This is a genomic window from Metasolibacillus sp. FSL H7-0170, assembly GCF_038593115.1.
Lineage (GTDB): Bacteria > Bacillota > Bacilli > Bacillales_A > Planococcaceae > Metasolibacillus > Metasolibacillus fluoroglycofenilyticus.
The window spans coordinates 3,867,134-3,892,788 of record NZ_CP151964.1 but is presented as its reverse complement, the minus strand read 5'-3'; the positions used below and the strand labels follow the sequence as shown (position 1 = coordinate 3,892,788).

Annotated in this window: 24 protein-coding genes, 1 pseudogene and 1 other annotated feature; of the genes and pseudogenes, 6 read left to right on the top strand and 19 right to left on the bottom strand. The window is 38.9% G+C overall.

Annotated features, from left to right (window positions below):
• Window position 1 precedes the first annotated feature (1 nt).
• The 11 genes from MHH70_RS18270 to MHH70_RS18220 all read right to left on the bottom strand — a co-directional run bounded on the left by MHH70_RS18270 (window position 2) and on the right by MHH70_RS18220 (window position 8,321).
• Window positions 2-964 (bottom strand): hydrolase, encoded by a 963-nt coding sequence (locus MHH70_RS18270; protein WP_066161971.1) that lies wholly within the window; start codon window positions 962-964, stop codon window positions 2-4.
• On the bottom strand, window positions 957-1,622 hold the full coding sequence (locus MHH70_RS18265; protein WP_342472174.1) for a LysM domain-containing protein: 666 nt from the start codon (window positions 1,620-1,622) through the stop codon (window positions 957-959). Before MHH70_RS18265 ends, MHH70_RS18270 begins: the two co-directional genes overlap by 8 nt.
• Window positions 1,615-3,834: a tape measure protein gene (locus tag MHH70_RS18260; RefSeq protein ID WP_342472173.1), complete on the bottom strand. Its 2,220-nt coding sequence runs from the start codon at window positions 3,832-3,834 to the stop codon at window positions 1,615-1,617. The genes MHH70_RS18265 and MHH70_RS18260 overlap by 8 nt, the downstream gene beginning before the upstream one ends.
• 166 nt (window positions 3,835-4,000) lie before the next feature.
• A complete protein-coding gene (locus MHH70_RS18255; protein WP_161485047.1) occupies window positions 4,001-4,168 on the bottom strand; it encodes a hypothetical protein in 168 nt (55 codons plus the stop codon).
• Window positions 4,169-4,197: 29 nt separating this feature from the next.
• Window positions 4,198-4,632 (bottom strand): hypothetical protein, encoded by a 435-nt coding sequence (locus MHH70_RS18250; RefSeq protein WP_107942988.1) that lies wholly within the window; start codon window positions 4,630-4,632, stop codon window positions 4,198-4,200.
• A 40-nt stretch (window positions 4,633-4,672) separates the two neighbouring features.
• The gene (locus tag MHH70_RS18245; protein WP_082798891.1) at window positions 4,673-5,188 is read right to left on the bottom strand and encodes a phage tail tube protein; all 516 of its coding nucleotides are present in this window, start codon (window positions 5,186-5,188) and stop codon (window positions 4,673-4,675) included.
• A gap of 13 nt (window positions 5,189-5,201) precedes the next feature.
• Entirely contained in the window at window positions 5,202-6,518 is a 1,317-nt protein-coding gene (locus MHH70_RS18240; protein ID WP_342472172.1) for a phage tail sheath family protein, read from the bottom strand.
• A 1-nt stretch (window position 6,519) separates the two neighbouring features.
• Complete coding sequence (locus MHH70_RS18235) at window positions 6,520-6,732, bottom strand: hypothetical protein (protein WP_342472171.1); 213 nt, start codon at window positions 6,730-6,732, stop codon at window positions 6,520-6,522.
• On the bottom strand, window positions 6,729-7,154 hold the full coding sequence (locus MHH70_RS18230; protein ID WP_066161959.1) for a DUF6838 family protein: 426 nt from the start codon (window positions 7,152-7,154) through the stop codon (window positions 6,729-6,731). Before MHH70_RS18230 ends, MHH70_RS18235 begins: the two co-directional genes overlap by 4 nt.
• 266 nt (window positions 7,155-7,420) lie before the next feature.
• Complete coding sequence (locus tag MHH70_RS18225) at window positions 7,421-7,936, bottom strand: sigma factor-like helix-turn-helix DNA-binding protein (protein ID WP_342472170.1); 516 nt, start codon at window positions 7,934-7,936, stop codon at window positions 7,421-7,423.
• 208 nt (window positions 7,937-8,144) lie between these two features.
• A complete protein-coding gene (locus MHH70_RS18220; protein WP_342472169.1) occupies window positions 8,145-8,321 on the bottom strand; it encodes a DUF3954 domain-containing protein in 177 nt (58 codons plus the stop codon).
• Window positions 8,322-8,534: 213 nt separating this feature from the next.
• On the opposite strand from MHH70_RS18220, the gene MHH70_RS18215 reads away from it, so the two are divergent.
• Entirely contained in the window at window positions 8,535-8,903 is a 369-nt protein-coding gene (locus MHH70_RS18215; protein ID WP_154098144.1) for a helix-turn-helix transcriptional regulator, read from the top strand.
• 140 nt (window positions 8,904-9,043) lie between these two features.
• A complete protein-coding gene (locus MHH70_RS18210; RefSeq protein ID WP_066161953.1) occupies window positions 9,044-9,532 on the top strand; it encodes an ImmA/IrrE family metallo-endopeptidase in 489 nt (162 codons plus the stop codon).
• Between the two features lie 84 nt (window positions 9,533-9,616).
• Here MHH70_RS18210 and MHH70_RS18205 read toward each other — a convergent pair.
• The 3 genes and pseudogenes from MHH70_RS18205 to tyrS form a co-directional block, all read right to left on the bottom strand.
• Window positions 9,617-10,761, bottom strand: a pseudogene (locus tag MHH70_RS18205) (IS3 family transposase).
• 141 nt (window positions 10,762-10,902) lie between these two features.
• Window positions 10,903-12,090 (bottom strand): substrate-binding domain-containing protein, encoded by a 1,188-nt coding sequence (locus MHH70_RS18200; protein ID WP_342472168.1) that lies wholly within the window; start codon window positions 12,088-12,090, stop codon window positions 10,903-10,905.
• A gap of 327 nt (window positions 12,091-12,417) precedes the next feature.
• A complete protein-coding gene (gene tyrS, locus MHH70_RS18195) occupies window positions 12,418-13,689 on the bottom strand; it encodes a tyrosine--tRNA ligase (RefSeq protein WP_342472167.1) in 1,272 nt (423 codons plus the stop codon).
• 59 nt (window positions 13,690-13,748) lie between these two features.
• Window positions 13,749-13,948, bottom strand: a binding site (T-box leader).
• Window positions 13,949-14,251: 303 nt separating this feature from the next.
• Here tyrS and MHH70_RS18190 point away from each other — a divergent pair.
• Window positions 14,252-17,098 carry a transglycosylase domain-containing protein gene (locus tag MHH70_RS18190; RefSeq protein ID WP_342472166.1) on the top strand — a complete coding sequence of 949 codons (2,847 nt, stop codon included), beginning with the start codon at window positions 14,252-14,254 and terminating at the stop codon, window positions 17,096-17,098.
• 198 nt (window positions 17,099-17,296) lie between these two features.
• On the opposite strand, the gene MHH70_RS18185 is transcribed toward MHH70_RS18190, so the two are convergent.
• Genes MHH70_RS18185 through argC form a run of 4 tightly spaced genes read right to left on the bottom strand, consistent with a single transcriptional unit; the run spans window position 17,297 to window position 21,480 of the window.
• A complete protein-coding gene (locus MHH70_RS18185; protein WP_342472165.1) occupies window positions 17,297-18,433 on the bottom strand; it encodes an acetylornithine transaminase in 1,137 nt (378 codons plus the stop codon).
• Window positions 18,434-18,449: 16 nt separating this feature from the next.
• Window positions 18,450-19,247 (bottom strand): acetylglutamate kinase, encoded by a 798-nt coding sequence (gene argB / locus MHH70_RS18180; RefSeq protein ID WP_342472164.1) that lies wholly within the window; start codon window positions 19,245-19,247, stop codon window positions 18,450-18,452.
• On the bottom strand, window positions 19,210-20,433 hold the full coding sequence (gene argJ / locus MHH70_RS18175) for a bifunctional ornithine acetyltransferase/N-acetylglutamate synthase (protein ID WP_342472163.1): 1,224 nt from the start codon (window positions 20,431-20,433) through the stop codon (window positions 19,210-19,212). The genes argB and argJ overlap by 38 nt, the downstream gene beginning before the upstream one ends.
• A gap of 12 nt (window positions 20,434-20,445) precedes the next feature.
• Window positions 20,446-21,480: an N-acetyl-gamma-glutamyl-phosphate reductase gene (argC, locus tag MHH70_RS18170; protein ID WP_342472162.1), complete on the bottom strand. Its 1,035-nt coding sequence runs from the start codon at window positions 21,478-21,480 to the stop codon at window positions 20,446-20,448.
• Window positions 21,481-21,803: 323 nt separating this feature from the next.
• Here argC and MHH70_RS18165 point away from each other — a divergent pair, with 323 nt between their 5' ends.
• From MHH70_RS18165 to MHH70_RS18155, 3 genes are read left to right on the top strand one after another with little or no spacing between them, the layout of a single operon-like run.
• A complete protein-coding gene (locus MHH70_RS18165; protein WP_342472161.1) occupies window positions 21,804-22,436 on the top strand; it encodes a GNAT family N-acetyltransferase in 633 nt (210 codons plus the stop codon).
• A 24-nt stretch (window positions 22,437-22,460) separates the two neighbouring features.
• Window positions 22,461-23,108 carry a CBS and ACT domain-containing protein gene (locus tag MHH70_RS18160; RefSeq protein WP_066161927.1) on the top strand — a complete coding sequence of 216 codons (648 nt, stop codon included), beginning with the start codon at window positions 22,461-22,463 and terminating at the stop codon, window positions 23,106-23,108.
• Entirely contained in the window at window positions 23,105-24,253 is a 1,149-nt protein-coding gene (locus MHH70_RS18155) for an acetoin utilization protein AcuC (RefSeq protein ID WP_066161924.1), read from the top strand. Before MHH70_RS18160 ends, MHH70_RS18155 begins: the two co-directional genes overlap by 4 nt.
• Before the next feature lie 360 nt (window positions 24,254-24,613).
• Here the strand turns inward: MHH70_RS18155 and ccpA are convergent, their stop codons facing one another.
• Window positions 24,614-25,615 carry a catabolite control protein A gene (ccpA, locus tag MHH70_RS18150; RefSeq protein ID WP_066161922.1) on the bottom strand — a complete coding sequence of 334 codons (1,002 nt, stop codon included), beginning with the start codon at window positions 25,613-25,615 and terminating at the stop codon, window positions 24,614-24,616.
• Window positions 25,616-25,655: the final 40 nt, after the last annotated feature.

Sequence of the window (25,655 nt, the reverse complement as noted above, 5' to 3'; positions counted from 1 at the left end):
GTCACGCAACGAAATCACCTCCAATTAAGCTTAAATCCATACGATGGTCACTCTCTGAAAACGTATGTTTCACTTTTTCCACCATCATATAGTGAGCCACTGTTAAATCACCTAAATACATTTGTACCCCTAGTGTAGATCCGCCTCTTACCCTTGTGTCGCCAAACACTTTATTAATATGAAGCTTACGTGATTTGCGATTGTAAAGCGCTAATAAAGCATCTGCCTTAACTTGCCCATTCTCGCCTTCGTCAAGACTTTCAGTAAGCTGTAATATGCCCCATTGATTCATATTTTCACCATGTTGAGCGATATAGTTATCGCGCTTACCTGTCTCCTTATCCTCTCGATATACCCTCACTTTATTGTAAGTATTATCTGCAATAGAAGTCGTATATTCAAATGCTTCACCGCTTTCTTCATCAATCAGGATGTCTAGCTTTAGCGTTTTCACATCGCGTAAATTTAATTTCCCGTAATCATCGTACAGTACATATAAAGCACCTGTATTTTTGGTTGTAATACTAAGCGCATTGTCAATAACAGTAAACAGCTCGACTGTGTCCTCTACGCGTGTAGCAATAACATGCTTTGTATCAGCAACAACACCTAATTTTAGCCGAAAATCCTTCGCCAGCATTTGTAGCACTTGCGCCGCCGTTTTCCCTTTGTAGGTAACGACATCTTTGTTTTTTAAGTACCAAAGTTGATCAAAGGCTGTGACTGAAATGATACGATTATTCGAGCGCTTTTTTGTAAAAACGAAACCGGAGAATATTTCCTTTCCGTCATATATAAATTGCACTAAGTCACCTTCGTGAAAACCAAGAATTTCATCTTTCAACACATTAAAATTAAGTTGCCCTGGTGCACCTTTACGGTGTGTTTCCCAGGTAATACCTTCCTGAACAGCACATTCGAAAGTCCGTCCCCTTGATGTAATTAACAATTGACTTTTAGCCAAGCTTTATCACCTGCCCTACTTTAATTACATTTGGATTGCTGATGTTATTAAGCTTGGCGAGTTCTGTGTACTTCGAGCCATCACCTAAATATTTTTTAGCGATTGCCCACAATGTGTCACCTTGTTTTACTGTGTATATTTTTGATGTTCTCTTACTTATTGTGGGACGTTGCTTTTTACTAATTACTATTGCCTCTTTCTTAGACGATTTATTTGTTACATCCACTCTATTTGTACCATATGGTCGCCATTGTTTTAGATTAATCTTGACATTCACATCAAAGCCGTTTTCAGCGTCTTCCTCGATTGTATACTCTTCCAATGAAAATAACATATCGTTGTCAGTATCAAATAATAAAGAACCATCTGGTCTCATGCGATTAACGATGAAAGGAAATGGCTCTTGTGATATTTTTAATTTTTCTAACTTATTAAGGTAAAATGCAGCAGGCTGAAAACCATTTGGATAAACTGCAAACGGATATTGGACATTTGGAAGTAATATCTCAAAGTCAACCTCTGTTAAACCAGGCTTTTTAAGGATATTTACCTCACCTTCATTCATCAATACAATGGTTTGGTTGTTATTATTAATTTTCATGGACATAGACGCTGGAGCAATAGGAAGCTGTACATCATCTATAAAAAAATTATACAAGGCTCACACCTCCTGTTTCTGCCAATCCAACAGCAACTTCCTCTACCTTTTCACCGAAGCGATCAATGACGCCATCAATGTCTAGCTCGCTATTAATATGATTTTCGCTACGTGCATCGACAATCACTTCTGCCGTTGTATAGCGGTTAATTGCCTCACGCTCCGCCAGGTCACGCATATATTTCAGTTCATCATTCAATAGCGTTATGCCATTCGCCATTGAGCCTGTATTATCTGCGATTTGCTTGCTGTTTTCGTTGCCTTTGTCCATCTTATCACCAATGGCTAGAGCATTGTTGATAGCTTCCTCAACTGAGTTATTTTCTTCTTTTTCTTTTTCCTTCGACTTGAAAAAATCTTCTCCCCATTTATAGGAGGAATTCCATGTATCACCATAATTAAAACGTTCTGCTTTTAAACCTAATTTTTCAAGTGTTTGATTCATATCTAATTCATTAAATAATTTTTCATATTCCCCATTGCCGTATTCTTCAGCTGCCCAATTTGTTAAATTAACTAAATCTTTTCTCCATCCAGCTACAGTTGTAGCAAAGTTCGTTCCGAATACGAAGTCTAATGCAGAAGCAATTTTTTCAATTACACCTAGTGCATTGTCTCCAAGATCACCGAATAAGTGGATAATTGCACCTACTGGGTCATTAAATACATTGGCGAAAAAGTTGGCAAAGGCCATCCAATGATTATAAAGACCTTCGATAACTCCAAATGCAATTTCTGCAATAGCAAATAGCACATTCATTATAAACGCTCCTGCCACTGCAAATGCTCCTGCAATTAGACCTGTTGCACTGTAAGATTCACCTGTAAAGTAATTCACTGCAGCAACAGCTAGATAAAAGATTAAAATTAAAGCTACAATAGCCCCAATTAACCATGCAATAGGGTTTGCTGCTATAGCAAGACTGAGTGCCAACATGGCTCCCGTAAATCCATATGTCGCAAAAGTAGAAGCTACAGTAGTTGCTATATACCATAAGTTGCGTATTGCTGCTGTAGCCGTCATAAAGGCATTAATAAACAATTCTCTATTAGTCCATATCAATATAGCTAAATATGCACCTAGTGCAATAGCTCCTGCAACAATAATTGGCTCTAGACGATACCAATTATCATAAATAAAACTTCCACCAGCGATTAATAACTCAATTAGCATCATTGCCCATCCAGCAACGAGCTGTATTGCCTCACCAATGCGATCCACCACTTGCTTTATCCGCTCACTATTAGCAACCTCATTGATTTTTAGAAGTACTGGCGCAAACGCTTGTAAAGCACCCGTTTGGATATTCTGCCATATACCTCCCCATGTAGTAGGTATGCTAGCAAATGCTGCATTTGTATCTTCCGCTGCATAGAACATCGCGTTTTTAATGACATCGGCTGTAATAACACCTTCTGTTGCTAATTGTTTAAGATTAGAGGCATCTATATTCATAACATCTTCAAGATATTTTTGAATATTCCCAACAGCGGCTGGTGCATCCGTTAATAAATTATCAAACCCTGCTCCATCCAAACCTCCACTAGCCATCGCCTGTGCTATATTAGACATTGCTTCAGGAGGGGTACCTGCAATCGCAAATGCTTTATTCATTTGCTCTGTAAATGCGATAATTTCTGCGGGACTACTAAAAGCACTAGAGGCTTCTGTACCAAGTCGATTGACCATATCAGCAGTTGTTTGATAGGTGCTAAATGTACGTTGTGCCGAATCAAATATCATATCTTGTAATGCTGAGGTTGATGTAAGTGCTGTATTGATAACACCTGCTTCCTGAGCCTGCTTTTGATAATTTTTATTCATCAGCTCCAAACGACCTTGTGTACTCGCTAAATCATCTGATAAACCAATGACGATTTTGGCATTTTCAAAGGTCAATAGCTTCCCGGCTAAACCCGTCATTTTATTCATCAGTGTATTCATTAAAGAAGCACCCTTATTGGCATTTTCATTGAGCTGTTCCTGCGCCTGATTTGCTTCTTGAATCTCTTTTTCCATTTGAGCATATAGCATGTTAACTTGTGTTAATTCTATTGTTAAATTTCTTACATCAAAATTTGGTGATGCACTATTACTTATCCGAGAGACATTGCTATATTCTTCCGGCAAAGCATTTATTACTTGAGGTGTATTATTTATTACTTGAGGAAAATAATTACCTGTCTGTAAAGCGTTTTGGAGTGTAGCCATCTTTGCTCCTCCTTTCTTTGCATTCTAAAAGGGCGTATCTAAAAAAGGATACACCTTTTTCAGATACGCCTCTGTTTTTGAGCAAGTTCACCTGTCTTGCGAGCGATTTTTAATATTTAACGAGCGAATCGTTACTTTTGAACTAAGAAGTTAAAAACCACTAGCTTTAACGTCTTCTACCCTTTCCTCTACTTGCACGCTTTGATTCACGTTCGGCCTTTTTATCCGCTTCGATTTTTACTTGTATTGCTGCAATAATACATGCTTTATCGGCTATGGATAGTGCGAAATATTCAGATGGCAGGCGACGAAACTTGTGTACCCACCAGTACATAAGATTGGCGTCACCATCACCATCCTCGATTAGTTTTTTACTTCTTCAACAAGGTCTTCAACGTTCACTTCATAGCCATTTGCTGCCTGTGCTGCTGCCGCAGCATCTGCCATTTCCCCAATTGTAAGCATTTTGCTTAGCAATTCATCAGCGCCATATACACCATACGAATCCTGTAAATCACGATCATGTAAATTTGGGAAGACAATCGATTCTACTGTTAATAAGCGCTGGTAAGTAAAGTGGTCAAAATCTGTGTTATATTGCCCTTTACGCTTACCTTGCGTAATCAAAGTACGCTTTGTACATTGTCCTTTTAATTCTGTATCACGCTCCGGTGAAATTGGCGCAAACTCCCATTCAATTACTTGTCCCGCTTCATCCATAAAGCTTTTTGAAATCGGCTGTTTAATATTGTCCTGCTTCTTTTTATTGTGTGCAAAAAACGCTTGTAAGTTACTCATCTATTTTCACCAATCCTTTTATAATAATTAAAATAAATTTTTATAGCATTTCAGGTAATGTCGCAAATTCTACAGGCATATCCCAATCCTCAAACGTAAATTCGATTGAATCCTCTAGGTACTCTGCATCTGCATCAAGTGAAGCAACAAGACCGCCATCTAAATTACAGTCAATTAAAATCGTCGTTTGGCTACCTACAGTAGAAGATTTATCCTCATTTGTTACTTGAATATCGAAATAAATATCTTCACCTGTATCCTTGTAGCGCTTTAAAAGCTGACGGAAAATCGATGTATTGAAATGGAATGTAGCTGAGCCTGTTCCTTCCCAGCCTGTTGCCTTGTTCCCTTTACCCGTGCGGCCCATAATCGGCACCTGTGTTTTCGTTTTTTCCATATTTGCCTCTAAATTGATTAGCTGTGCAAATAAATAACGATTCCCCTCAATCGTGACGTATGCTCGTCCCTGTGCACCATGAATTGCATTACGGGCATGCATTGTTGCTTCCGCGAAATATTGTAAATCTAATGGCATTAATAATTCATTTTTCTTCATCTACTGTTCCTCCTTATGCTACTGTTGTTGTAATATATAACTGTGACATCGCTACTGTAGGCGTCACAACCTCATTAACAACAACAGCCTTTTTCGAATTGCCTTGCTCTACAGTAAGCGCATCTTTATTGTAGTTTTCAATCGCACGAATACGCTGTAACTCTAAGCGATGTGCGCCGATGTCATTCCAAAGCGAGATGCGGCCATCTTGATCATTCGGTACTTTACCAAGATATCGCTCATTAAATAGCTGCGCCGTATCAATAGCGATTTGATCTAATACGCGAATTACTTGATTCATGCTGAAATCCTCATTTTTATCTGTTGTGAAGGATATAAATGTATTGACGTCTTCCAGTACACGTACTTCTTCTCCTACACGATGGAAAACATACTTACCTGCTTTTAGTAATGCTGTAAGCTGTGGTTGTGTTTTTGCTTCAGATATATCAAGCTCAAATTCTCCATCATAGCGCTTGTTTGTATTTGAGCGATTAACTGCAACACCTGCTTGTGCACCTGTAGTCCAATAAACAGCGCCAAATACTTCATCACCATTTGCATCGTTTTGTACGTCAATAATACCCTCATGATCCGTAGTGCCGAGCTTATGCCCTACTAATTGGAATTTTGCCCCTACTTGATCACGTAAACGCTTTGTATATTCCACATAAAGGGATTTAATTGTACTTTCAGATGACAGACAGCCCAACGTATTAAAACCATATGCTTCTAAAGCATCTAATGCCTCTTGGTGTGCACCACCTGTAATCGCCGCGCCATTAGAACCACCTGTTAATGGCGTACCTGCTGTCGCTTCCAATGTGGCATCCGCTTTAAATGATACAAAATCATTCGCCACTAAATCAGCAGCAGACGCTACAGCTACTTGTTCATCCACAATTACACCATCCAATAATGTTTGAACATCAAATTTCGTTGGCTCATCTACATTTGCCTGAATAACAATTGAAATATCATTTCCACGTGTCCCTTTATACTTTGCTTCAGCAAAATCATTTGATGCCGCTACAGCATCTACAGACAACTTGTAGAAAAATACTGTGATTGCATTTTTGAAAACATCACGAATGCCTTTTAATTTTGGATTTGTGTAGTCATAACCGAAAATTTTACGACTATCTTTTTGTAAATCCTCTTGCGTTACAGCAAATACCTCACCATCTACGCCCCAATCAAGCGCCATTGGTAAACCAACATAGCCTCGTTCTGATAAATTAACAAAGGCACGTGCCGCGCTCATAAAATTATGGTACGTACCCGGTAATACTTTGTTTTGTGTTAAAAATGTTCCTCCACCTAATGCCATTCTATTTTCCTCCCTTATCAAACTGCTTTAAAATTTTGTCTACCTGCTCATGTGAATACATTGTATTCGCTTCTAATAATGCATGAAGTGCATCCTGTCGATGCTGATATTTTTGACTATTAATTAATTGATTTTTTGAAAACTGTTGCGTAGCCGTAGTATCGATTTTTCTCGATATAGCCTTTTTTCCAGGCATTTTTTTAGCATTTGTCAATGATGATCAATCCTTCCCTTCGTATACAATGACTCCATCAATGTCCTTTCCTCCCTGTCTTGTAAGAGGAAATCGAAATCCATAAAATTGTGGGCAATACCATCTAGCATTTCACTATATGCACCTTTAGCTAATAGCACCGTTTCATCAGATAATGTAATTTCGCTTAATGCTTGTTGGATGCGTAGTGCATGATTCGCTACATCCACTTGTCCATTCAGTGGGAAATACTGCACATCAAATGATAGCTTGACTTTAGCCCGCCCACTCATTTGCGGCGTATGCTCTAGCTTCAATAATTGAATAAAAAAAGCTGGGACTTCCACCGTCTGCGGCATTTCATTGGTATACTGCTTGTAAGCATCTCCGAACCTTTCTTGAAGCCTTCGAGAAATGGCTTCTATAATATGGCTAATGTCCATCAAACCACTCCTTTAGTAGACTGCTGAGATATGTGGCGTTGACATTTTTCACAAAGCTTTACATAAGCATTGTAAATTGTGTCTTACCAAAATTACTTTTTCTTTTTCAATCGTTCTCCCCCCTTAAGCTTTACCAGATTAGTCTTTAACGTCTGTAAGCTGGAAAAAGACGCTTTCACTATATAGGTGTTTGTATGGCAAGATAGAATGACCTCAATCTCGCTTAAATGAACTCCTCACTATATAGGCATTTGTATGGCAAGCCCTTAAAATGAACTTTTCGTTATATAGCCACCTCCATGACAGATTAACTTTTTGCCATTAATATTGTTTTTTATTTTTGTTTCTGCTCGCCTTAAATAACTTTGCACTGAGCTACGTGTAATTTCTAAAATGTCAGCCACTTTTGAAAACGTCATGTACTCGGCTCGAATAAGTATAAATACTTTACGCTCATTTTCTGTTAACCCCACCAATGCTTCTTTAATAATGCTTTGAATATTGTCTAATCGCTCGTCCTCGTTATTTAGCGATTTTTCCTCCTCATCTAATCCAGTGAAATTACAATCAAGAGATATAAGAAATTGCTGCATTAAATAATGGTCCATGACATAGCTATCAGTTCTTGTAGCAGCCCGATATTCAGCAGGGTCATAGCCTGTCTCCATCCATTGAATCGCCTCCTTTAAATCACGCTCCATACTTGTGCAGCCATCTATTTCCTGCAAGCTTTTTAATGATTGCTTATATTCCTCAATTAAATCTGGAAAATATTTAGCCATTCCCTTTCCCCTTTCTTTTATCAATTACGCTTCGCTTTCGATACAAAAAGAATTTAGCTCCTGCGATTACTCGTCGCAGTAAACATGTGCTCCTGCGATTACTCGTCGCAGTAAACATTGCTGATGGAAGTTAAATAAAAAGGACACTAATTGATTTGGCTAAATAGCCAAAATCAATTAGTGTCCGTCGGTTTTTCCGTAAGGACTATTATTTATCTTGTTGAATGCGAATACGCTCCGCTCGCTCTACATCTAAAACTCGCCCGTTTTTCCAAATGATAGTATCTTGTCCAAACGCTTTCGGCTTTAGCGGTGTAACACATCCATCCTGTACAATATAAATACCATTCTCAAATACATTCATTTGCTGATTTTCTTTCCCCATCAAAAACCCTCCTATTTTTTATTTATATAGCATCCGATATAAAAGTTGCTTTTTTAAATATGCCTCTCAATAAATTTCTATTTCAGCAACTAGTTAACATAAATATAACATTGCTGAAATAGAAATTCAAGCATAAAGTTGCTATTAAAGAAATTTTTTATTTCCAAAACAGAAACATGCTATAATTAAGTATGAAATCTCTGAAAGCGGTGAATGATGATGAGTATCGGAAAACGAATCGTTGCATTAAGAGAAAGCAAAGGATGGACACAAAGAGAGCTAGCAAGCCGAGTGAATCTGAATGTTAGCGTGATGAATAGAATTGAAGCAAATGAGCGACCTGTAAAAGATAGTGAATTGCTACAATTAGCAAATATATTAAATGTTAGTACAGACTATCTTCTTGGCCGTTCTAATTCACCTGCATTGACACAGGAGGAAAAGGACGAGGCTGAATTTCAAGCTTTTGCTAACAATCCAACACTTCAAAAATGGTATAAGGAATTGCCAAAATCAAAGGAAGAAGATTTAGAAAAACTGCGTAAAATGTGGGAGATTTTAAAAGACCATGGAGAGCTTTAAAATGACATTTTAAATGAATAATTAGCAGTTGTCCTTATTGATTGTCAATCATATTCCAAACCTCACTACCAAAAGGTGAGGTTTTATAATATAATAAAATAGAACAAATGTTCTCAAATGGCTTTTTAGGAGTTGTTTTAATGTACTATTATACACATCTTGAGGATTATATTACGCGCTTTTATATGCAGTTGGGCATTACCGATTTATCTTTATTGAGCTTTCAAGAAGTCGCAGCTAGATTAGGGGTTAAAGTATTTTATTGGTCAGAACGTAGTCAGGCTTTGTTTATTGAAGGTCGTGCTTATATTTTTCTTGAGGAAAATTTATCACCCGAAGAGGAATGGCAAGATTTCTGTCATGAATTATGCCATGTGCTGCTGCATAGTGGCAATCAATTTGACTTGCCCCCACTTTTTCAAAAATATCAGGAGCATAAAGCAAATAATTTTATGTACCATGCATGTGTGCCAACCTTTTTATTAGAGCGAATGGAGCTATATGACTTTACACATAAAGAAATAGCTAAAATCCAACAGAATTTTTGTGTAGAACACGACTTTGCTAAAAATCGACTCATTCAATTTTTAAACAATAAACAAAATCAATTATACCGTTATCAAGGTTAATTTTAAAAAGTAAAAGTAGTTATGTCATAAAAATCCACCGAGCTATGGCACTGAGTATCATTTTTGAGACAGTATGAAAACACCTTATTTTACAGCCAGTTGACGGTATTGAACCGGCGACTGGTTGTTTAATTTCGTTTTAATCCGAATATTGTTATAATAGTCAATGTATTCTTCGACAATATTTATTACACACGCATTTGTTGTGCGATAAATATCATCGAGGTAGAACGTTTCAGACTTTAGCGAGGAGTGAAACGTTTCAATTGGGGAATTATCAGCGGGCATGCCTTTACGAGACATGCTCATGGTAATTCCTTTTTCTTTGACTTCCTTCTGATACGCGTAAGATGTGTAAACAGAACCCTAATCGCTATGCAGGATACAGCCTTCTGGTAGATCGGGTAATTGATTTAGCGTATCTAAAACAAAGTCAGTGTCTTGTGTAAAACCAATTGTATACGCAATCATTTCGCCATTAAATAGGTCTAAGATACTTGAAAGGTACATCATGGATTGTCCAAAAGGCAAGTAAGTAATATCTGTTACAAGCCTTTCTAGCGGTTTGGATGCCGTAAAATTACGTGCTAATAAGTTAGGAACAATGTGAGCCGGTTGTCCTGTACGTTTACGTTTCTTTATCTTTACACGACATTGCCAGCCGTATTTTTGCATCACACGTTGCACCGTTTTCTCACTAATGCCAGTAAGTAATTCTGTGATTTTTCGATAACCGTATCTGAATTTGTGTCGCTTACACAAATCGCCAATTTGTTGGTCTCGAAGATCCTTTTGAGTGAATTTATTTTCATTGGCCTTCCAGCGGTAATACGACGAACGAGCTACACCTAAATGACGGCAGATTTCACCAATCGGCATGATTTCTTTTAATTCCTCTACAAGCTCTACTACAACTTTTGGAACCACTTCCTCTCCAACTCTGCGTACTTTTTTAACACTTCAATTTGTTGCTTTAAATAACGATTCTCTGCTTGTAACTTAGCGGTTTCACTTTCATATTCAGGTCCTTTCCCAAATGTATATTGTTTTCCTACAGGCTGCTCAAGACGATGTAATTCGCCGTTCCTGTACCATTTCATCCATGTTTTTAACTGAGAATGGTTACGAATATTTAGTTCCTCTAGTACTTGTTTTACAGGAATCCCTTCTAATCTCATTTCTATTGCTTTCATTTTCACTTCTACTGGGTAACTCACTCTTGTCCCCATAGAAAAACACCTCCACGTTGATTTGATAAGGTACAATACCCGTTTTTCAACGAAAGGTGTTTTTATTTGTCTCATTTTTTTAGGTCAGTGCACTATAAGGCTAAGTGGATTTTTTCATTCGACCGAAAAACAATCATTTATTCACTCATTGAGTGGCACATATCCTACTTTTTCAACTAACCCTTGCCCTTGAGGTGATAAAATCCATTCAATAAGCCTCGCTGTATTGTCATTTGACGTATTTGTTGTTATTGCATAAAATTCCGATGTAATTGGATATGTGTTATTGCGGATATTGTCCTTTGTCGGTGCGATTCCTTCAATTGATAATAATTTGATTTGGTCGTTTTGCACCATTTCTGTTGAATAGTAGCGGAATGTATAACCAAGCGCATTTTTATAATTTTTATATTGTGCGACTTGTTGAATAATGCCCCCCATTCCCGAAACAATATCCTCTCTCGGGGCTTCCATAATCGGTGTATCTTCCATTAAATATTGCAGTGCCGTTTGAGAACCGCTATCTTCAGGTCGTTGAAAGGCACGAATTTTTTCGTTAGCTCCTCCTATTTGTGACCAATTCGTAATCTCTCCTGCATAAATACCGCGAACTTGCTCTAATGTTAAGCTATTAATTGGGTTATTTTTATGTACAAAAAAGACAAATGCTTCTTTGCCAATCGGTGTCATATTTAATTCAACATTCTTTTGCTGCGCTATCTTTAGCTGGCGCTCAGACGGCGCAGCAGCAAAAATGACATCCACTTTGCCATTAATTACATTATTATAGGCATCAGGTGTTTTATTAACCATTACTGTTTTTTTGAAGTAATCTGCGTTTTCTGGATATGTAGCTTGTACAAATGCTGTATACAATGGATATAGCGCCGTTGCACCATCTATTTTTGGCATTTTGCCATCCAAAGTTAACGTTGACACCTCGCCTAATTTTGTAATTTGATTATTTTCGGTGAAGGGATGGTACACCCATATATCTACCTCACTATCCACTGTAGCTAGCTGGCTTTCATAATATGTTTGCCCAGCTAAAACAGTTGGTACAATCATAATCCCTAACATAATAAACGCCGTTATTTGCTTGCGCCTTTTCGTTTTGAAGAATTGCAAAATTCTTAATATGAGTAAAATATAAACTACGAGAACAGCAGCAACTAAAAGCCATACATAGCTTTGATGCAGGAAGAACATCGTTAAAAATAATAATGGCGCGCCAAAAATAATATACCTATTGTTAGCAATACGATACTCCCTATTTTCTCCATCATTTTCCTCCCCCTTTTTAACATAAACGATAAAGTGAACCTTCAATCAGTGGGGGTTTTCTTCATCCCCCACTGATTGGTAGTTTCACCAATCGGGTTTTTACAGGCTGTTGAATCCCCCACTTAAACATCTTGATTTTATCTGTTGTTTTGAAGTGGGGGTCTTACAGCCTGTTAATACGGGATAAAAAAAGAAAAAGTGTTCCAATAATTTTTTTGTATTTATAACTAGAAAGTTAACTTCATTTTCAAATATACTTCTACAGCTTTTCTTGGTTTGTGTTTAGGGTACTTCTTGAAATCTTTTGGTGGAACAAAATAAAAGCGCATGAATCAGATTTTTCAATTTGAGTTCATGCGCCTTTCTTATTTTTTAATTAAATTTCACCATATGGTATTTCTTTTTACCACGGCGAATAATGGAAAAAGCGTCTTCTAAACGGTCTTTAGCATCTACTGTATATTCTAAATCCGTCACCTTTTCACCGTTGATGCTGATGGCACCATTTGTTACATCTTCACGCGCTTGACGCTTTGATGGGGAAACACCTGCATCGACAAGCATTTCAACAATGTTTTTATCTTCTTTCGCCATTTCAATAGAAGGAACATCTTTAAAAGCATCTTTCATTTCTTCTGCAGATAAAGCTTTTAAATCTCCAGAGAATAGTGCTGCTGTAATACGCTGTGCAGTATCAAGTGCCTCTTGGCCGTGAATTAAGCGCGTCATTTCTTCTGCTAATGCCTTTTGTGCTTTGCGTAAATGTGGTTCTTGCTCAACACTTGTTTGTAATACCTCGATTTCTTCACGTGATAGGAATGTAAAGATTTTCAAGTATTTAATAACATCTGCATCACCAGTGTTAATCCAGAATTGGTAGAATTCATATGGGCTCGTTTTTTCAGCGTCTAACCATACTGCGCCACCTGCTGTTTTACCGAATTTCGTGCCATCAGCCTTTGTTACTAATGGAATTGTAAAACCGAATGCTTTTGCATTGTCATCATGCGTTTTACGTATGACTTCTAAGCCTGTTGTAATATTGCCCCACTGATCCGAGCCACCGATTTGGATGCGTACATTATGGTTGTCGTATAAATGATTAAAATCAATTCCTTGAATGATTGTGTACGTAAATTCTGTAAATGAAATACCTGTATCTAAACGTGAAGAAATCGTATCCTTTGCTAGCATGTAGTTGACATTCAATAGCTTCCCAAAATCACGTAAAAACTCGATTGTACTCATTTTTCCAATCCAATCGTGATTGTTGACAAGCTTTGCTGTATTTTCTGCGCTAGAATTAAAGTCAAAAATGCGCTCTAATTGTTTTTTAATGCCCTGTACATTTCGGTCAATTTGCTCTACTGTTTGCAATTGGCGCTCCTCTGAACGTCCAGATGGGTCCCCTACCATTCCTGTTGCACCACCAACTAGCAATACCGGCTTATGACCAGCTTGTTGGAAGCGGCGAAGCGTTAATAATGGTACGATATGGCCGATGTGCATCGAATCAGCCGTTGGGTCAACCCCACAGTATAATGATACGGACTGCTCATTTAATAGCTTTTCCATACCTTCTGCGTCTGTTTGCTGGTATAACAAACCACGCCAATTTAAGTCTTCAATTAGTTTGTTTGTCATGTTGTGTCCTCCTCTTTTTTTACGCATAGAAACAAAAAAGTCCCTACACGCACTATGCATGCAGGGACGCTATCGTAAAAATAACGCGGTACCACCCAGCTTGAAGAGCATTACTCTTCCTCTCATCCGTCTTAACGCGACGTCAACGTCCAAGCTCCAAGAACGTAATTCATGTTATACATTATGACTAGCTCTCACCACACGCTAGCTCTCTTGACAGGGAATGATAACACTACTGCAATCTCTTCAATACTTGAAAAACTATACAGTCTATTTTACCTAAACAGCGTCTATTGTCAATAACTATATTTTAGCTGTAGAAAAAATGTGCTATAATCAATTACGCATTAGCGTAATTGCGGTTGGATTTTTCCGAGTTCATGAAGGAAACAAAGCTAAAATCCATGACATCCGCTGGAGACTTTGAGTCAACATGATGTTGGTCACTCAGTTATTAGCACCAAAATGTGGTGTTCTTTCGACTGAGTTCCTCTAATTCAGTAAGAGCCCTACTCCTTTGGTTTAACTGAATCGAGGTAAATGAGTTTAGGAGGTCGTTTCATTGAAAGAATGGTTGACACAAATAAATAACAAATTAGAAGCTCTAGCAAACAAATCTTGGATGCGTGCGTTCCGCATTACAGGTGGCGTTATTTGGAATTTATCATTATTAATTCTTATATTAGTAGCAACTTTAACTGTATTTGCTGGGGCAGTTGGTGCGGGATATTTCGCATCACTCGTAAAAGAAGAGCCTTTGCGTTCTAAGGAAAATATGCGTGAGCTTATTTTCAATTACGAGGAAACGAGTGAAATTTACTTTGCGGACAATATTTATATTGGCAAGCTACGTACAGATTTAGAGCGTCGTGAAACCTCTCTAAAGGATGTTTCGCCCATTGTAATTGATGCTGTTCTTGCAACAGAGGACGAGTACTTCCGTGAGCATAATGGTATCGTCCCAAAAGCTGTCCTGCGTGGGTTGCTACAAGACTTTACAAATTCGGCTACTCAAACAGGTGGCTCGACATTAACACAGCAATTAATAAAAAATCAAATATTAACAAATGAAGTATCTTATGAACGTAAAGCAAAAGAAATATTGTTAGCATTACGACTTGAAAAATTTATGACAAAGCAAGAAATATTGGAGGCCTATTTGAATATTATCCCCTATGGGCGTAATGCTTCAGGTCGCAATATAGCTGGAATCGAAACAGCAGCGGACGGTATATTTGGCATTAAAGCTTCTGAGCTTTCTTTACCACAAGCTGCGTATATCGCGGGAATACCGCAAGCACCGTATGCCCATACACCTTTTACACAAAAAGGGCAATTAAAAACAGAGGAAGCTTTAAAGCCCGGCATTGACCGGATGAAAACGGTTCTATACCGTATGAAGGAAGCTGGCTACATTTCAGAAAATGAATATCAAGAAGCTATCGTCTACGATATTACGCAAGATTTTAGAAAACCTGAATCACGCCCTGAAGACCGCTACCCATGGTTAACATACGAGCTTGAAAACCGTGCGAAAAAAATTATTGCGGATATGTTAGCTGAGCAGGATGGCATTGATCCAAAGCGCTTGCAAGAAGAATCACAGTTGCTTGAAAAATATATGATTTTAGCAGACCGTGATGTGCGCTCAAAAGGCTATCGCATCTATTCTACAATTAATCAGCAAATGTATGACGCAATGAAAGCAGCAGCCGAGAATTTCCAATACTACGGTCATACGTATACAGCAACGACGATAGATAGTGAAACTGGAGAAGAAATAACAGTTGAAATGCCTGTGCAAGTTGGAAGTGTTGTTATCGAGAACAAGACAGGACGTATTTTAAGCTTTGTTGGCGGGCGTGATTTTAATATTGAGGCACTAAATCATGCTACACAGGCATATCGTTCAAATGGTTCAACAATGAAGCCACTTTTAGCATATGGTCCGGCTATTGAGTATGGAAAAATTGGTGCAGGTAGCCCTGTTGTCGATGTGAAATTTAAGCGTAGCTATGACGGCTATAGCCCTTCGAACTATCTTGAAAATGAAGAAAGAGGAATAATGCCTGCACGTGAGGCCTTAGCTCATTCTCAAAACTTAACAGCGCTTCGCTTATATGATGATATTTTACCAAATCGACCTGCTGAATATTTAGCTAAAATGGGCTTTTCTCGCTTAACCGAGGGCGATTATGTCAATTTAGCAACAGCTATCGGTGGATTAACGAATGGGACAACAGTTGAAGAAAATACAAATGCATTTGCTACACTTGCAAATGGCGGTCAATTTATTGATGCTTATATGATTGAGAAAATTGTTGATTTAGATGGCAATATTATTTATCAGCATGAGGTAGAGCCAGTTGAAGTATTTACACCTGAAACTTCCTACATTGTTACAGATATGCTGCGTGATGTACTTGATTATGGTACAGGTATGCGTGCAAAGAGCACATTAAAATTCTCTTCTGATTTTGCAGCAAAAACAGGTACAACACAGGATTATAAGGATGTTTGGTTAGTTGGCTATAATCCTAATATTTCTTTAGGTGTGTGGATGGGCTATGACCAGCCTAGATCATTATATACATTCAATAACACTTACTATCAGCCAAGTACCCGTGTGAATTTACTATGGGCTTCGTTGATGAATACTATTTACGATATCGACCCTGAATTTATCGGAACGAAAGAAAAATTTGAAAAGCCTGCAAATGTTGTTAGCGCATCGTTTTGTGGAATTTCAGGCTTAGCACCTTCTGAAGCTTGTTCAAGTGCTGGGCTAGTGCGCTCCGATTTATTTAATCGCAATGTATTTGTACCTTCCATTCCAGATGACAGCTTAGTTTCTTCTGCATCTGTCAATATTGATGGTAAATCATACAGTGCTCTCCCTTCTACCCCTGCTGAATTCGTTACAATGGGGGGCGTCGGCTTAAACGAGGAGTTTGTTAAACGCATGCTTGGCTCTTTAGGTGGAGATCCTGCAAAGCTCTTACCTAACAATTCTTCCTTAAGCTCAACTGTCGTTACAGGGGCAGCATTTGAAGCGGATGAAGAGGCACCAGCATCTGTTATTGTTACACTTGATGGCAATACATTAGTATGGTCGAAGTCGGCATCAAATGATGTTATCGGCTATCGAGTCTATTCGACAGAAGGTCAGCTTATTGCGACGAATGGCTTTGAACAAGGGCGTCGGGCTCAAATTGCCATCGGAGCTAACTATTATGTTGTTGCAGTAGATATTACAGGGCGTCAATCTGAGCCTTCAAACATTATCGAAACTGCCGCTCCACCACCTGAAATCGATGAGCCAAATACAGATGAAGACAATGAACCGCCCGTACCAGAGGAGCCACCGACAGGGGACCCTGAAGACAATGGGGAAGAACAAGAGGAATAAGCACAACAATAAGGCTGTCTGAAAAAGAATCTCTTTTCAGGCAGCCTTAGCTTATCTATTAAGTATTCGCTAAAAAACACTGCTCCTTCAGCAGTCACAATAAATTGTCATTATCCTTTTCGCCAAGGGCGTACTTTAAAGCCTATTCCCTTGGAATTTTATTTGGAAAGTAATTTAGATTTTTTAAACAGCTCGGCTCTAATTGCATAATATTTGTTGTAAAATAGCAACTGCTTCATCCATTTCCGACTCACTTACTGTCAATGGTGGTAATAAACGAATGACTTTTGTGCCTGCCTGTACAACGAGCAAGCCTGCCTGCTCCAATTGAGTAACATAGCTCGCTACATCTTCACCACCGCAGTAAATACCAAGCATTAAGCCTTTTCCTTGAATTGTGAACTTTTTGTCATTTAATGCCTGCTGTAGCCTCGCCTGCAAATAGGCTGATTTATCCTGCACTTGCTGTAAAAAAGCCTCGTTAAAAACATGCTCTACGACTGTTTGTGCAACTGCCACGGCTAACGGGTTACCACCGAATGTTGTACCGTGTGTTCCTGCATTAAATGTTTCAAATAATTCTGCCGTACCTAGTATGCCGCCAATTGGAAAGCCGCCTCCTAAACCTTTAGCCATCGACACAATATGTGGTTTTAATGCCGTTTGCTCAAACGCAAAGCGCGTCCCTGTACGACCAATTCCTGTTTGTACCTCATCGACAATTAATAAAATACTATGCGCTTCACAAATTTTTTGTATAGCTTCTGCAAACTCTGGCGTCACCTCATTAATGCCACCCTCACCTTGAATCGGCTCTAACATAATCGCTGCCACTGTTTCATCAATAGCGGCTTCAAGTGCCACCACATCATTAAATGGCAATGTCGTAAACTGTTCAACTAAAGGACCAAAGCCATTTCGCACTTTATCCTGTCCTGTTGCCGACATCGCACCAAATGTACGCCCATGAAATGATTGCTCAAAAACAATAATATGATGCTTCCCTGTATGTTTACGCGCAAGCTTAATCGCCGCCTCATTAGCCTCTGCCCCACTATTACAGAAAAAGGCATACGTTAATGGCAAATCCTGAACTAATGTTGCAGCAAGCTTCTCCTGCCCCTTGCTCTCAAAAAGATTGCTAATATGCCATAGCTTCTCACTCTGCTCCTGCAAAGTTTGCACAAGCGCTGGATGAGCATGGCCAAGCGAACAAACAGCAATCCCACTTGTAAAGTCTAGATAACGCTTCCCACTATCGTCATACACGATTGTTCCTTGCCCTTTAACAATATGAATCTGTCGTCTTGCATAATTTTGAAATAATGCACTCATCCTACAGCCATCTCCTTTAAATTGAATTGTGCGAGAATTGTGTGAGTGCCTGGCACCCAACAATTGTTGTGCCTGTTAATGTATCATCTACAATTTGAACAGACGGAATGCCTGCTGCCAAACAAGCAAGCGCTCCTTGTACTTTCGGAATCATTCCACCGTAAATATGTTCATCAGCAATCCATTTTTCAATTGCTGATTTTGTCACTTGCTGCTGATATTGCCCTTCAATTCGGATGCCGGCGACATCTGTGACAAGAAGTAAACTTTCTGCTTCTATAGCGAGAGCCACTTCGCTTGCTACTGTATCACCGTTAATATTTAATGCCTGACCATCTGTTGTTGTCCCAATGCAAGCAATAACTGGGACAATATTTGTGTTTAAAATAGTATTTAATAGCTTCGTATTTACCTTTTTAATTTGCCCTACATAGCCGTAGATTGCCTCATCTAAAAATGTACTTTCTAATAACTGACCATCAAAGCCGCTTAATCCGATTGCCTCAATTCCTGCTCTATTTAATTCGTGTACGAGAAGTGGGTTTACTTGCCCAATTAATGTTGTTTTCACTAAATCGATTGCTTCTGCTGTAGTAACCCGTATGCCATGTAACACATGGGATGCTACTTGATGAGCAGCTAATGTGCGGTTAATTGCTGGCCCTCCACCATGTGTAATAATAACGCGATAGCCCTCTCGTTGAAGTGCCTGTATTTTTTGAAAAAAGGCGCTGTTCAAGCCTTCTATTGCACTGCCTCCCAGTTTAATGACAATATTACGAGCGATATGATGCGTTGATTTGAACGTAGTCATATGTTAAATCACACCCCCAAGCAAAGCCATGTCCATCACCCTCGCCTAAAGAAACGAAAATTTTCACTTCATGCTGCTTTAGTATTGTAATAAGCTGTTCCTCCGAAAATGCAATTGGTTCACCATTTTCGACCATTGTTACGCCCCCGATTTGAATCGTAATTTTCTCAGGGTCGACCGTTGCACCGCTATAGCCAACTGCCGCAATAATACGTCCCCAATTGGCATCACAGCCAAAGACAGCCGTTTTCACAAGTGGTGAGCCTACAACTGATTTTGCAATTTTACGTGCCTCCGCATCATTCATTGCGCCGACTACTTCAACTTCGATTAATTTTGTCGCCCCTTCACCATCGCGAGCTATCGATTTTGCTAAATCCTCTGCTACCGCTTGCAGTGCAGTATAAAAATTTGCCCACTCTGGATGCTCTGGCGTTAAGGCTGTATTACCAGCTAAACCATTTGCCATGACGACAACCATATCATTTGTTGATGTATCACCATCTACTGTAATTGAATTAAAGGTACAATCTGTAATTTGTAATAGCGCCTTTTGCAGCTCATTTGATTGTATGTTGGCATCTGTCGTAATAAAACCTAGCATCGTTGCCATATTTGGCTCAATCATCCCAGAGCCCTTTGCTGTACCAGAAACAACAATTTCTTTGCCATCAATTGTCGTTACATAGGTTGTATTTTTCATCACTGTATCCGTCGTTAAAATGGCCTGTGCAAAATCAATGCTGCTCTCTAAATCATCATTAGGTACTAGCATGGCAACACCCTTTTTCAACGGCTCCATTTTCATTATTTCTCCAATAACCCCTGTAGATGCTACCCCAACTAAGCTAGTGTCGATATTTAATTTTTCTGCAGCCAATTTTTGCATTTCATAGGCATCCGCTATCCCTTGCTTGCCTGTACAAGCATTGGCATTGCCTGAATTAATTAGCATTGCCTGCATTTTTTGCGTGCTATAAACAACCTCCTTCGTTACCTTTAATGGAGCCGCCTGCACAGCATTCGTCGTAAAAACTGCTGCAACACTTGCCGGTACCTTACTTACAAGTAATGCTAAATCCTTTTTCTTATGCTTTAAACCACAATGCACCCCCGCCGCTGTAAAGCCTTTTGGAGATACGATATTTTTTCCAGATAATTTTTTCAATTCAATAATAGCTGTCATTTATTTTCCTCCTTAAATGAATAATGGTACTGTTTGTAAACCCATCGTTTGTGGTAAGTTCATTTGTATATTCATATTTTGAATTGCTTGCCCTGCCGCACCCTTGACTAAATTATCAATGACGCCGACAATCGTTGCTCGATTTGTGCGCTTATCTAATTGCACATACACATCACAGTAATTTGAGCCTTTCACACGATTTGTACCAATCATTGAGGCTTCTTTAATCACGCGTACAAATGGGTGTTTCGCATATGCAGCTTGCAAACAATCGAGCAGTTGTGCCTGCGTAACGCAAGGCTGTACAGCGGCATATGATGTTGTTAAAATACCGCGCGTCATTGGTACTAAATGAGTATTAAATGAAATTTTTGTCTGCACATTTGCAAACATTGCAATCGCTTGCTCGATTTCTGGAATATGCTGATGCTCGTTAATTTTATAAATTGAGAAATTTTCATTTGTTTCACTAAAATGTGTTGCCTGTGTAGGCTTATTACCAGCACCTGATACACTGCTTTTCGCATCGATAACTAAAAAGCTCGGGTCAATTAAATTTTCTTTTATTAATGGCAATAGTGATAATAAAACTGCTGTCGGATAACAGCCGGGATTGGCAATTAAATGTCCCTCAGCAATTTTTGACTCATTCCATTCTGCTAATCCATAAACACTTTGCTCGATTGCCTCCTGCGGTGCAGGCGTTTTTTTATACCATTGCTCAAAGCTCGCTCGATTCTTTAAACGAAAATCACCTGACAAATCAATAAATTTTGGTCCCTGTTGCAATAATGGCGGTAATAAACTAGTCGTTACCCCTGATGGTGTACTTGTAAAAATAACGTCTAAATTTTGCAAAGCTCCTTCAGCGATTTTTTGTAATGGCTGGTCTTCAATTCCTTCTAAATGAGAAAACTTTGTTGAAAAAATGGTTCCTTCTTCTGATGAAGTGAATAATTCAATTTTCTCTACTTCCGGGTGATTATGTAAAAAGCGAATTAACTCAAGTCCTCCATATCCTGTAGCACCGATAATTCCAACTTTCATTGCCGTCCCTCCAAATATAAGATAGCATTAGTATAAATATGTATAATTATTTAGTCAACTGAATTTTTATTTATTTTCTAAAAAATTAATTTTTTAATTGTCCGTACGTCGAAAAAAGGGCTAGCACAACTTTTAAATGCCCGTTGTACGGATGATAAACAAAATCTCCTTATAAATTAGTTTGTTGCGAATTATCAACGGGATTACAATATTAGGAATTAGGCTATTATGAAAGAAATTACTTTCTGGACAGCCCCTTCCATCTTCCCTTTTCCCTAAATTCTTTTGTATAATAAGGATTAGAATAATTAGGTGGTGTATAAATGGAGCATAAAAAAACCTTTTTTAGCACTGCAATGGAGACGAGGCATGGGATTGTACATGTAGAAGGCCCTGTACATCCTGAGCAATTAGCTCGTTACGCATTTCATGATGATTTAGTTTCATTCCGCCCTGCCCCGCAACAGCACAAAGCCTTAATTGGTATCGCTTCATTAGAGGAGGGACGCATTATAATCGTTCGCAATGGCGAACTTGTTGTTGGCTATGTCACATATTTATACCCAGACCCTATCGAGCGTTGGGCGGAGGATAAAATCGAAAATATGATTGAGCTTGGTGCAATAGAAGTCATTCCAGATTATCGCAGTACAGGTGTAGGAAAAAAACTGTTAGAAATATCGTTTGCGGATGAGGCAATGGAAGACTATCTTGTTATTACAACTGAATATTATTGGCATTGGGATTTAAAAGGGACAGGACTAAACGTCTGGGAATATCGCAAAATGATGGAGCGTATGATGAGTTCTGTAGGTTTTGAATATTTTGCGACAGACGACCCAGAAATCGCATCACATCCAGCAAACTGTCTAATGGGGCGCGTTGGTAAGCATGTCAATGCAGAGACGATGGAACGCTTTGATCGTCTACGTTTTAAAAGGCGTTTTTTGTATTAAAAATCAAGCAAAGGGGATTGCAAAATGATTGTAGAAGAAATGATGCAAGTTAATGTGCACACACTACTCCCTACAAATACAGTTGGAGAGGCTGCACAGTTAATGCATGAACATGACATACGCCATATACCGATTGTCAATACACAAAAGGAAGTCGTTGGAATTATAACAGAGCATGATGTTAAGCACGCTTTTCTTGATGAGCTGAATGAGCAAGAAAAAACCGTCATTAAAAATACACCTTTAATGAATATGATGATTAAAAATCCAATTGTTGGCCATCCATTAGATTTAGTTGAAGAGGTAGCCTTAACTTTTTATGAATCTAAAATTAGCTGTTTACCAATTGTCTCAGGTGGTAAATTAGTCGGACTTGTTACAACAACAGACCTTTTATACACTTACATTGAATTAACTGGTGCACATAAGCCAAGTTCTAAAATCGATATTCGCGTTTCCGATAAAGCTGGTGTGCTACATGATATTTCTAAAATATTTATGCAACATAAAGTGAATGTGTTAAGCGTGCTTATCCATCCTGATGCTACAAACGACGAAAACCGAATTGTGAGCGTCCGATTACAAGTTATCAATCCATTAGCAATTATTCAAGATTTACGTAAGCAAGGCTTTCATGTTTTGTGGCCAAATGTACCAGGGATACAAGTATGAAAAATGCACTTTTTGTCTATTCACCTGACCAGCTTGGCTATAAATTTTCGGACACCCATCCGTTTAACCACAAACGCTTACTATTAACAATGGATTTACTAAAACAAATCGGCGCTTTAAAAGATGAAGATATTATTCCAGCACGCATGGCTACAGAAGAGGAAATTGCCCTTGCACACGATGAAAAATATATTGATATTGTAAAGAGGGCTGGACATGGTCAGCTCACAGCTAAACAAGGTGAAAGCTTCGGCATCGGCACAGAAGATACACCAATTTTTCCAAATATGCATGAAGCAAGTGCATTGCTCGTTGGTGGTACTTTACAAGCTGTAGACGCTGTGCTGCAAGGTCGGGCACGCCATGCACTAAATTTAGGCGGCGGGCTTCACCATGGCTTTTACGGACGAGCTTCGGGCTTTTGCATTTATAATGATAGCAGTGTAGCCATTCGTTACATACAGAAAAAGTACGGCTTGCGTGTATTATATGTCGATACAGATGCCCATCACGGTGATGGGGTGCAATGGTCTTTTTACGATGACCCAAATGTATGTACATTGTCTATTCATGAAACAGGACGCTATTTATTTCCCGGTACAGGTAATGTGACCGAGCGCGGAAACGGGCAAGGCTACGGCACATCCTTTAACTTTCCAATTGATGCTTTCACAGAGGATGAAAGCTTTTTAATGATTTATGAACAAGCGATGCGCAAAGTGTTTGAGCATTTTAAACCTGATGTTGTACTAACGCAAAATGGTGCTGATGCTCATTATCTCGACCCATTAACACATTTATATGGCACGATGAAAATTTACAAGGAAATTCCAAAACTTGCTCATCAATTAGCGCATGAATATTGCGATGGTAGGTGGATTGCAGTTGGTGGTGGCGGCTACGATATTTGGCGTGTTGTACCCCGCGCTTGGTCACTAATTTGGACAGAAATGAACGATTTAGCTTGCCCTACTGGTCCATTGCCGAAAAACTGGCTGGAGCATTGGCAGCAGGAAGCACCAAATGAGCTTATCCCAACTTGGGAAGACCCTACCGACCTATATGACCCGATTCCGCGCAAAGCAGAAATTGAGGAAAAAAATGCACAAATGCTACAAAAAGCATTACATATTTTGCATAAATAAAAAATAGCTGTTGGAAAAACATGCTTACGCACAGGATTTTCCGACAGCTATTCCATTTTTATTAAAGTATAGATTTACGCTCTTTTAAAATCAAATAAATGCTCAAAAATCATTATTTATTTACCATTTAAAACGATGGCAAATTTAATGAGACGGAGTTGTCCGAAAAGTCCATTTTGTTTTGACACCGCATTGAAATCAATGTTCCCTTTTACTGAAGGATAACACTGCTAAAGCCAATGTTCATCCCATTTTTAAAAGAGGCGTTCTCTGCTTATATGAATCAACATTTTGCGAAACATCATCGCTACTGTCCAAAATTCCGGCTATGCACGGCTTTTTGGACAGCCCCCTCCATTTTTAACGCTTCGTTGAGCTACGAATTTCCATATGATATGGTAAAACAACTGTTTGCTCTGCCACTTCTTCTTTATTCATAATTTTCGTTAAAAGTCGCATTGCTACAGCACCAATATCATAAAGTGGTAAGGCAACACTCGATAGCTGTGGACGTACCATGCGGGCTAACTTGGAGTTTTCAAAGCTAATGACTTCGATATCATTTGGCACTTGCTTGCCAGCATCTTGTGCCGCATGAATAATGCCGATTGCTAATTCATCGCTGCCTGCAAAATAAGCAGTCGGAGGTACTGCAATAGCTGTTAACTCTTCATATGCAGCGATGCCATCATCATATATGCTATCCCCCGCAATAATGAGCTGCTCATCTAGCTCAATATTGGCATCTTGCAATGCCTGCTTATAAGCAGCTAGTTTATATATACCATTAATCGTATAATCCAATGGACCTGAAACAAATGAGATACGCTTATGTCCATTTTTCAACAAAATATTAACAGCTTCATATGCTGCCTCATAATAATCAATATTGACAGAGGCAGCCTCCTGCTGTTCATCAACAGAGCCTGCTAAAACAATCGGTACTGGAGAGGCTTTGATTGCTTGTTGAATGCTACTCGATACTTTATCGGTCATCATTACAACGCCATCTACCTGCTTGCTTAACATCGTATCAAGCAATTCCAGCTCCTTGTCCTCCTTTTGGTCTGAATTCGATAAAATAATATTATAGCTATACATTGTCGCAATATCTTCAATGCCTCGTGCTAATTCTGCATAAATTGTATTTGAAATATCCGGAATAATCACGCCTACTGTTGTTGTTTTTTTACTAGCCAAGCCACGTGCCACCGCATTTGGCCGGTATTCTAGCCGCTCGATTACTTCCAATACTTTTTTTCTAGTGGCAGGCTTCACATTCTGGTTGCCATTCACAACACGCGATACTGTAGCCATTGATACATTGGCCTCGCGCGCTACATCATAAATTGTTACTGTCACTATACTCGCCTCCAGTCGTCTTCTCTCAACTTATCTTCTA

Coding starts and splice junctions, on each gene's coding strand:
- MHH70_RS18210 (WP_066161953.1), top strand. CDS start 9,044: ATGTACTATTATACACATCTTGAGGATTATATTACGCGCTTTTATATG.
- MHH70_RS18160 (WP_066161927.1), top strand. CDS start 22,461: ATGATTGTAGAAGAAATGATGCAAGTTAATGTGCACACACTACTCCCT.
- argC (WP_342472162.1), bottom strand. CDS start 21,480: ATGAAAGTTGGAATTATCGGTGCTACAGGATATGGAGGACTTGAGTTA.
- argB (WP_342472164.1), bottom strand. CDS start 19,247: ATGACTACGTTCAAATCAACGCATCATATCGCTCGTAATATTGTCATT.
- MHH70_RS18165 (WP_342472161.1), top strand. CDS start 21,804: ATGGAGCATAAAAAAACCTTTTTTAGCACTGCAATGGAGACGAGGCAT.
- MHH70_RS18240 (WP_342472172.1), bottom strand. CDS start 6,518: ATGGCATTAGGTGGAGGAACATTTTTAACACAAAACAAAGTATTACCG.
- MHH70_RS18245 (WP_082798891.1), bottom strand. CDS start 5,188: ATGAAGAAAAATGAATTATTAATGCCATTAGATTTACAATATTTCGCG.
- MHH70_RS18155 (WP_066161924.1), top strand. CDS start 23,105: ATGAAAAATGCACTTTTTGTCTATTCACCTGACCAGCTTGGCTATAAA.
- MHH70_RS18220 (WP_342472169.1), bottom strand. CDS start 8,321: ATGGGGAAAGAAAATCAGCAAATGAATGTATTTGAGAATGGTATTTAT.
- MHH70_RS18255 (WP_161485047.1), bottom strand. CDS start 4,168: ATGTACTGGTGGGTACACAAGTTTCGTCGCCTGCCATCTGAATATTTC.
- MHH70_RS18225 (WP_342472170.1), bottom strand. CDS start 7,936: ATGGCTAAATATTTTCCAGATTTAATTGAGGAATATAAGCAATCATTA.
- MHH70_RS18250 (WP_107942988.1), bottom strand. CDS start 4,632: ATGAGTAACTTACAAGCGTTTTTTGCACACAATAAAAAGAAGCAGGAC.
- MHH70_RS18260 (WP_342472173.1), bottom strand. CDS start 3,834: ATGGCTACACTCCAAAACGCTTTACAGACAGGTAATTATTTTCCTCAA.
- MHH70_RS18215 (WP_154098144.1), top strand. CDS start 8,535: ATGATGATGAGTATCGGAAAACGAATCGTTGCATTAAGAGAAAGCAAA.
- tyrS (WP_342472167.1), bottom strand. CDS start 13,689: ATGACAAACAAACTAATTGAAGACTTAAATTGGCGTGGTTTGTTATAC.
- MHH70_RS18185 (WP_342472165.1), bottom strand. CDS start 18,433: ATGAGTGCATTATTTCAAAATTATGCAAGACGACAGATTCATATTGTT.
- MHH70_RS18230 (WP_066161959.1), bottom strand. CDS start 7,154: ATGGACATTAGCCATATTATAGAAGCCATTTCTCGAAGGCTTCAAGAA.
- argJ (WP_342472163.1), bottom strand. CDS start 20,433: ATGACAGCTATTATTGAATTGAAAAAATTATCTGGAAAAAATATCGTA.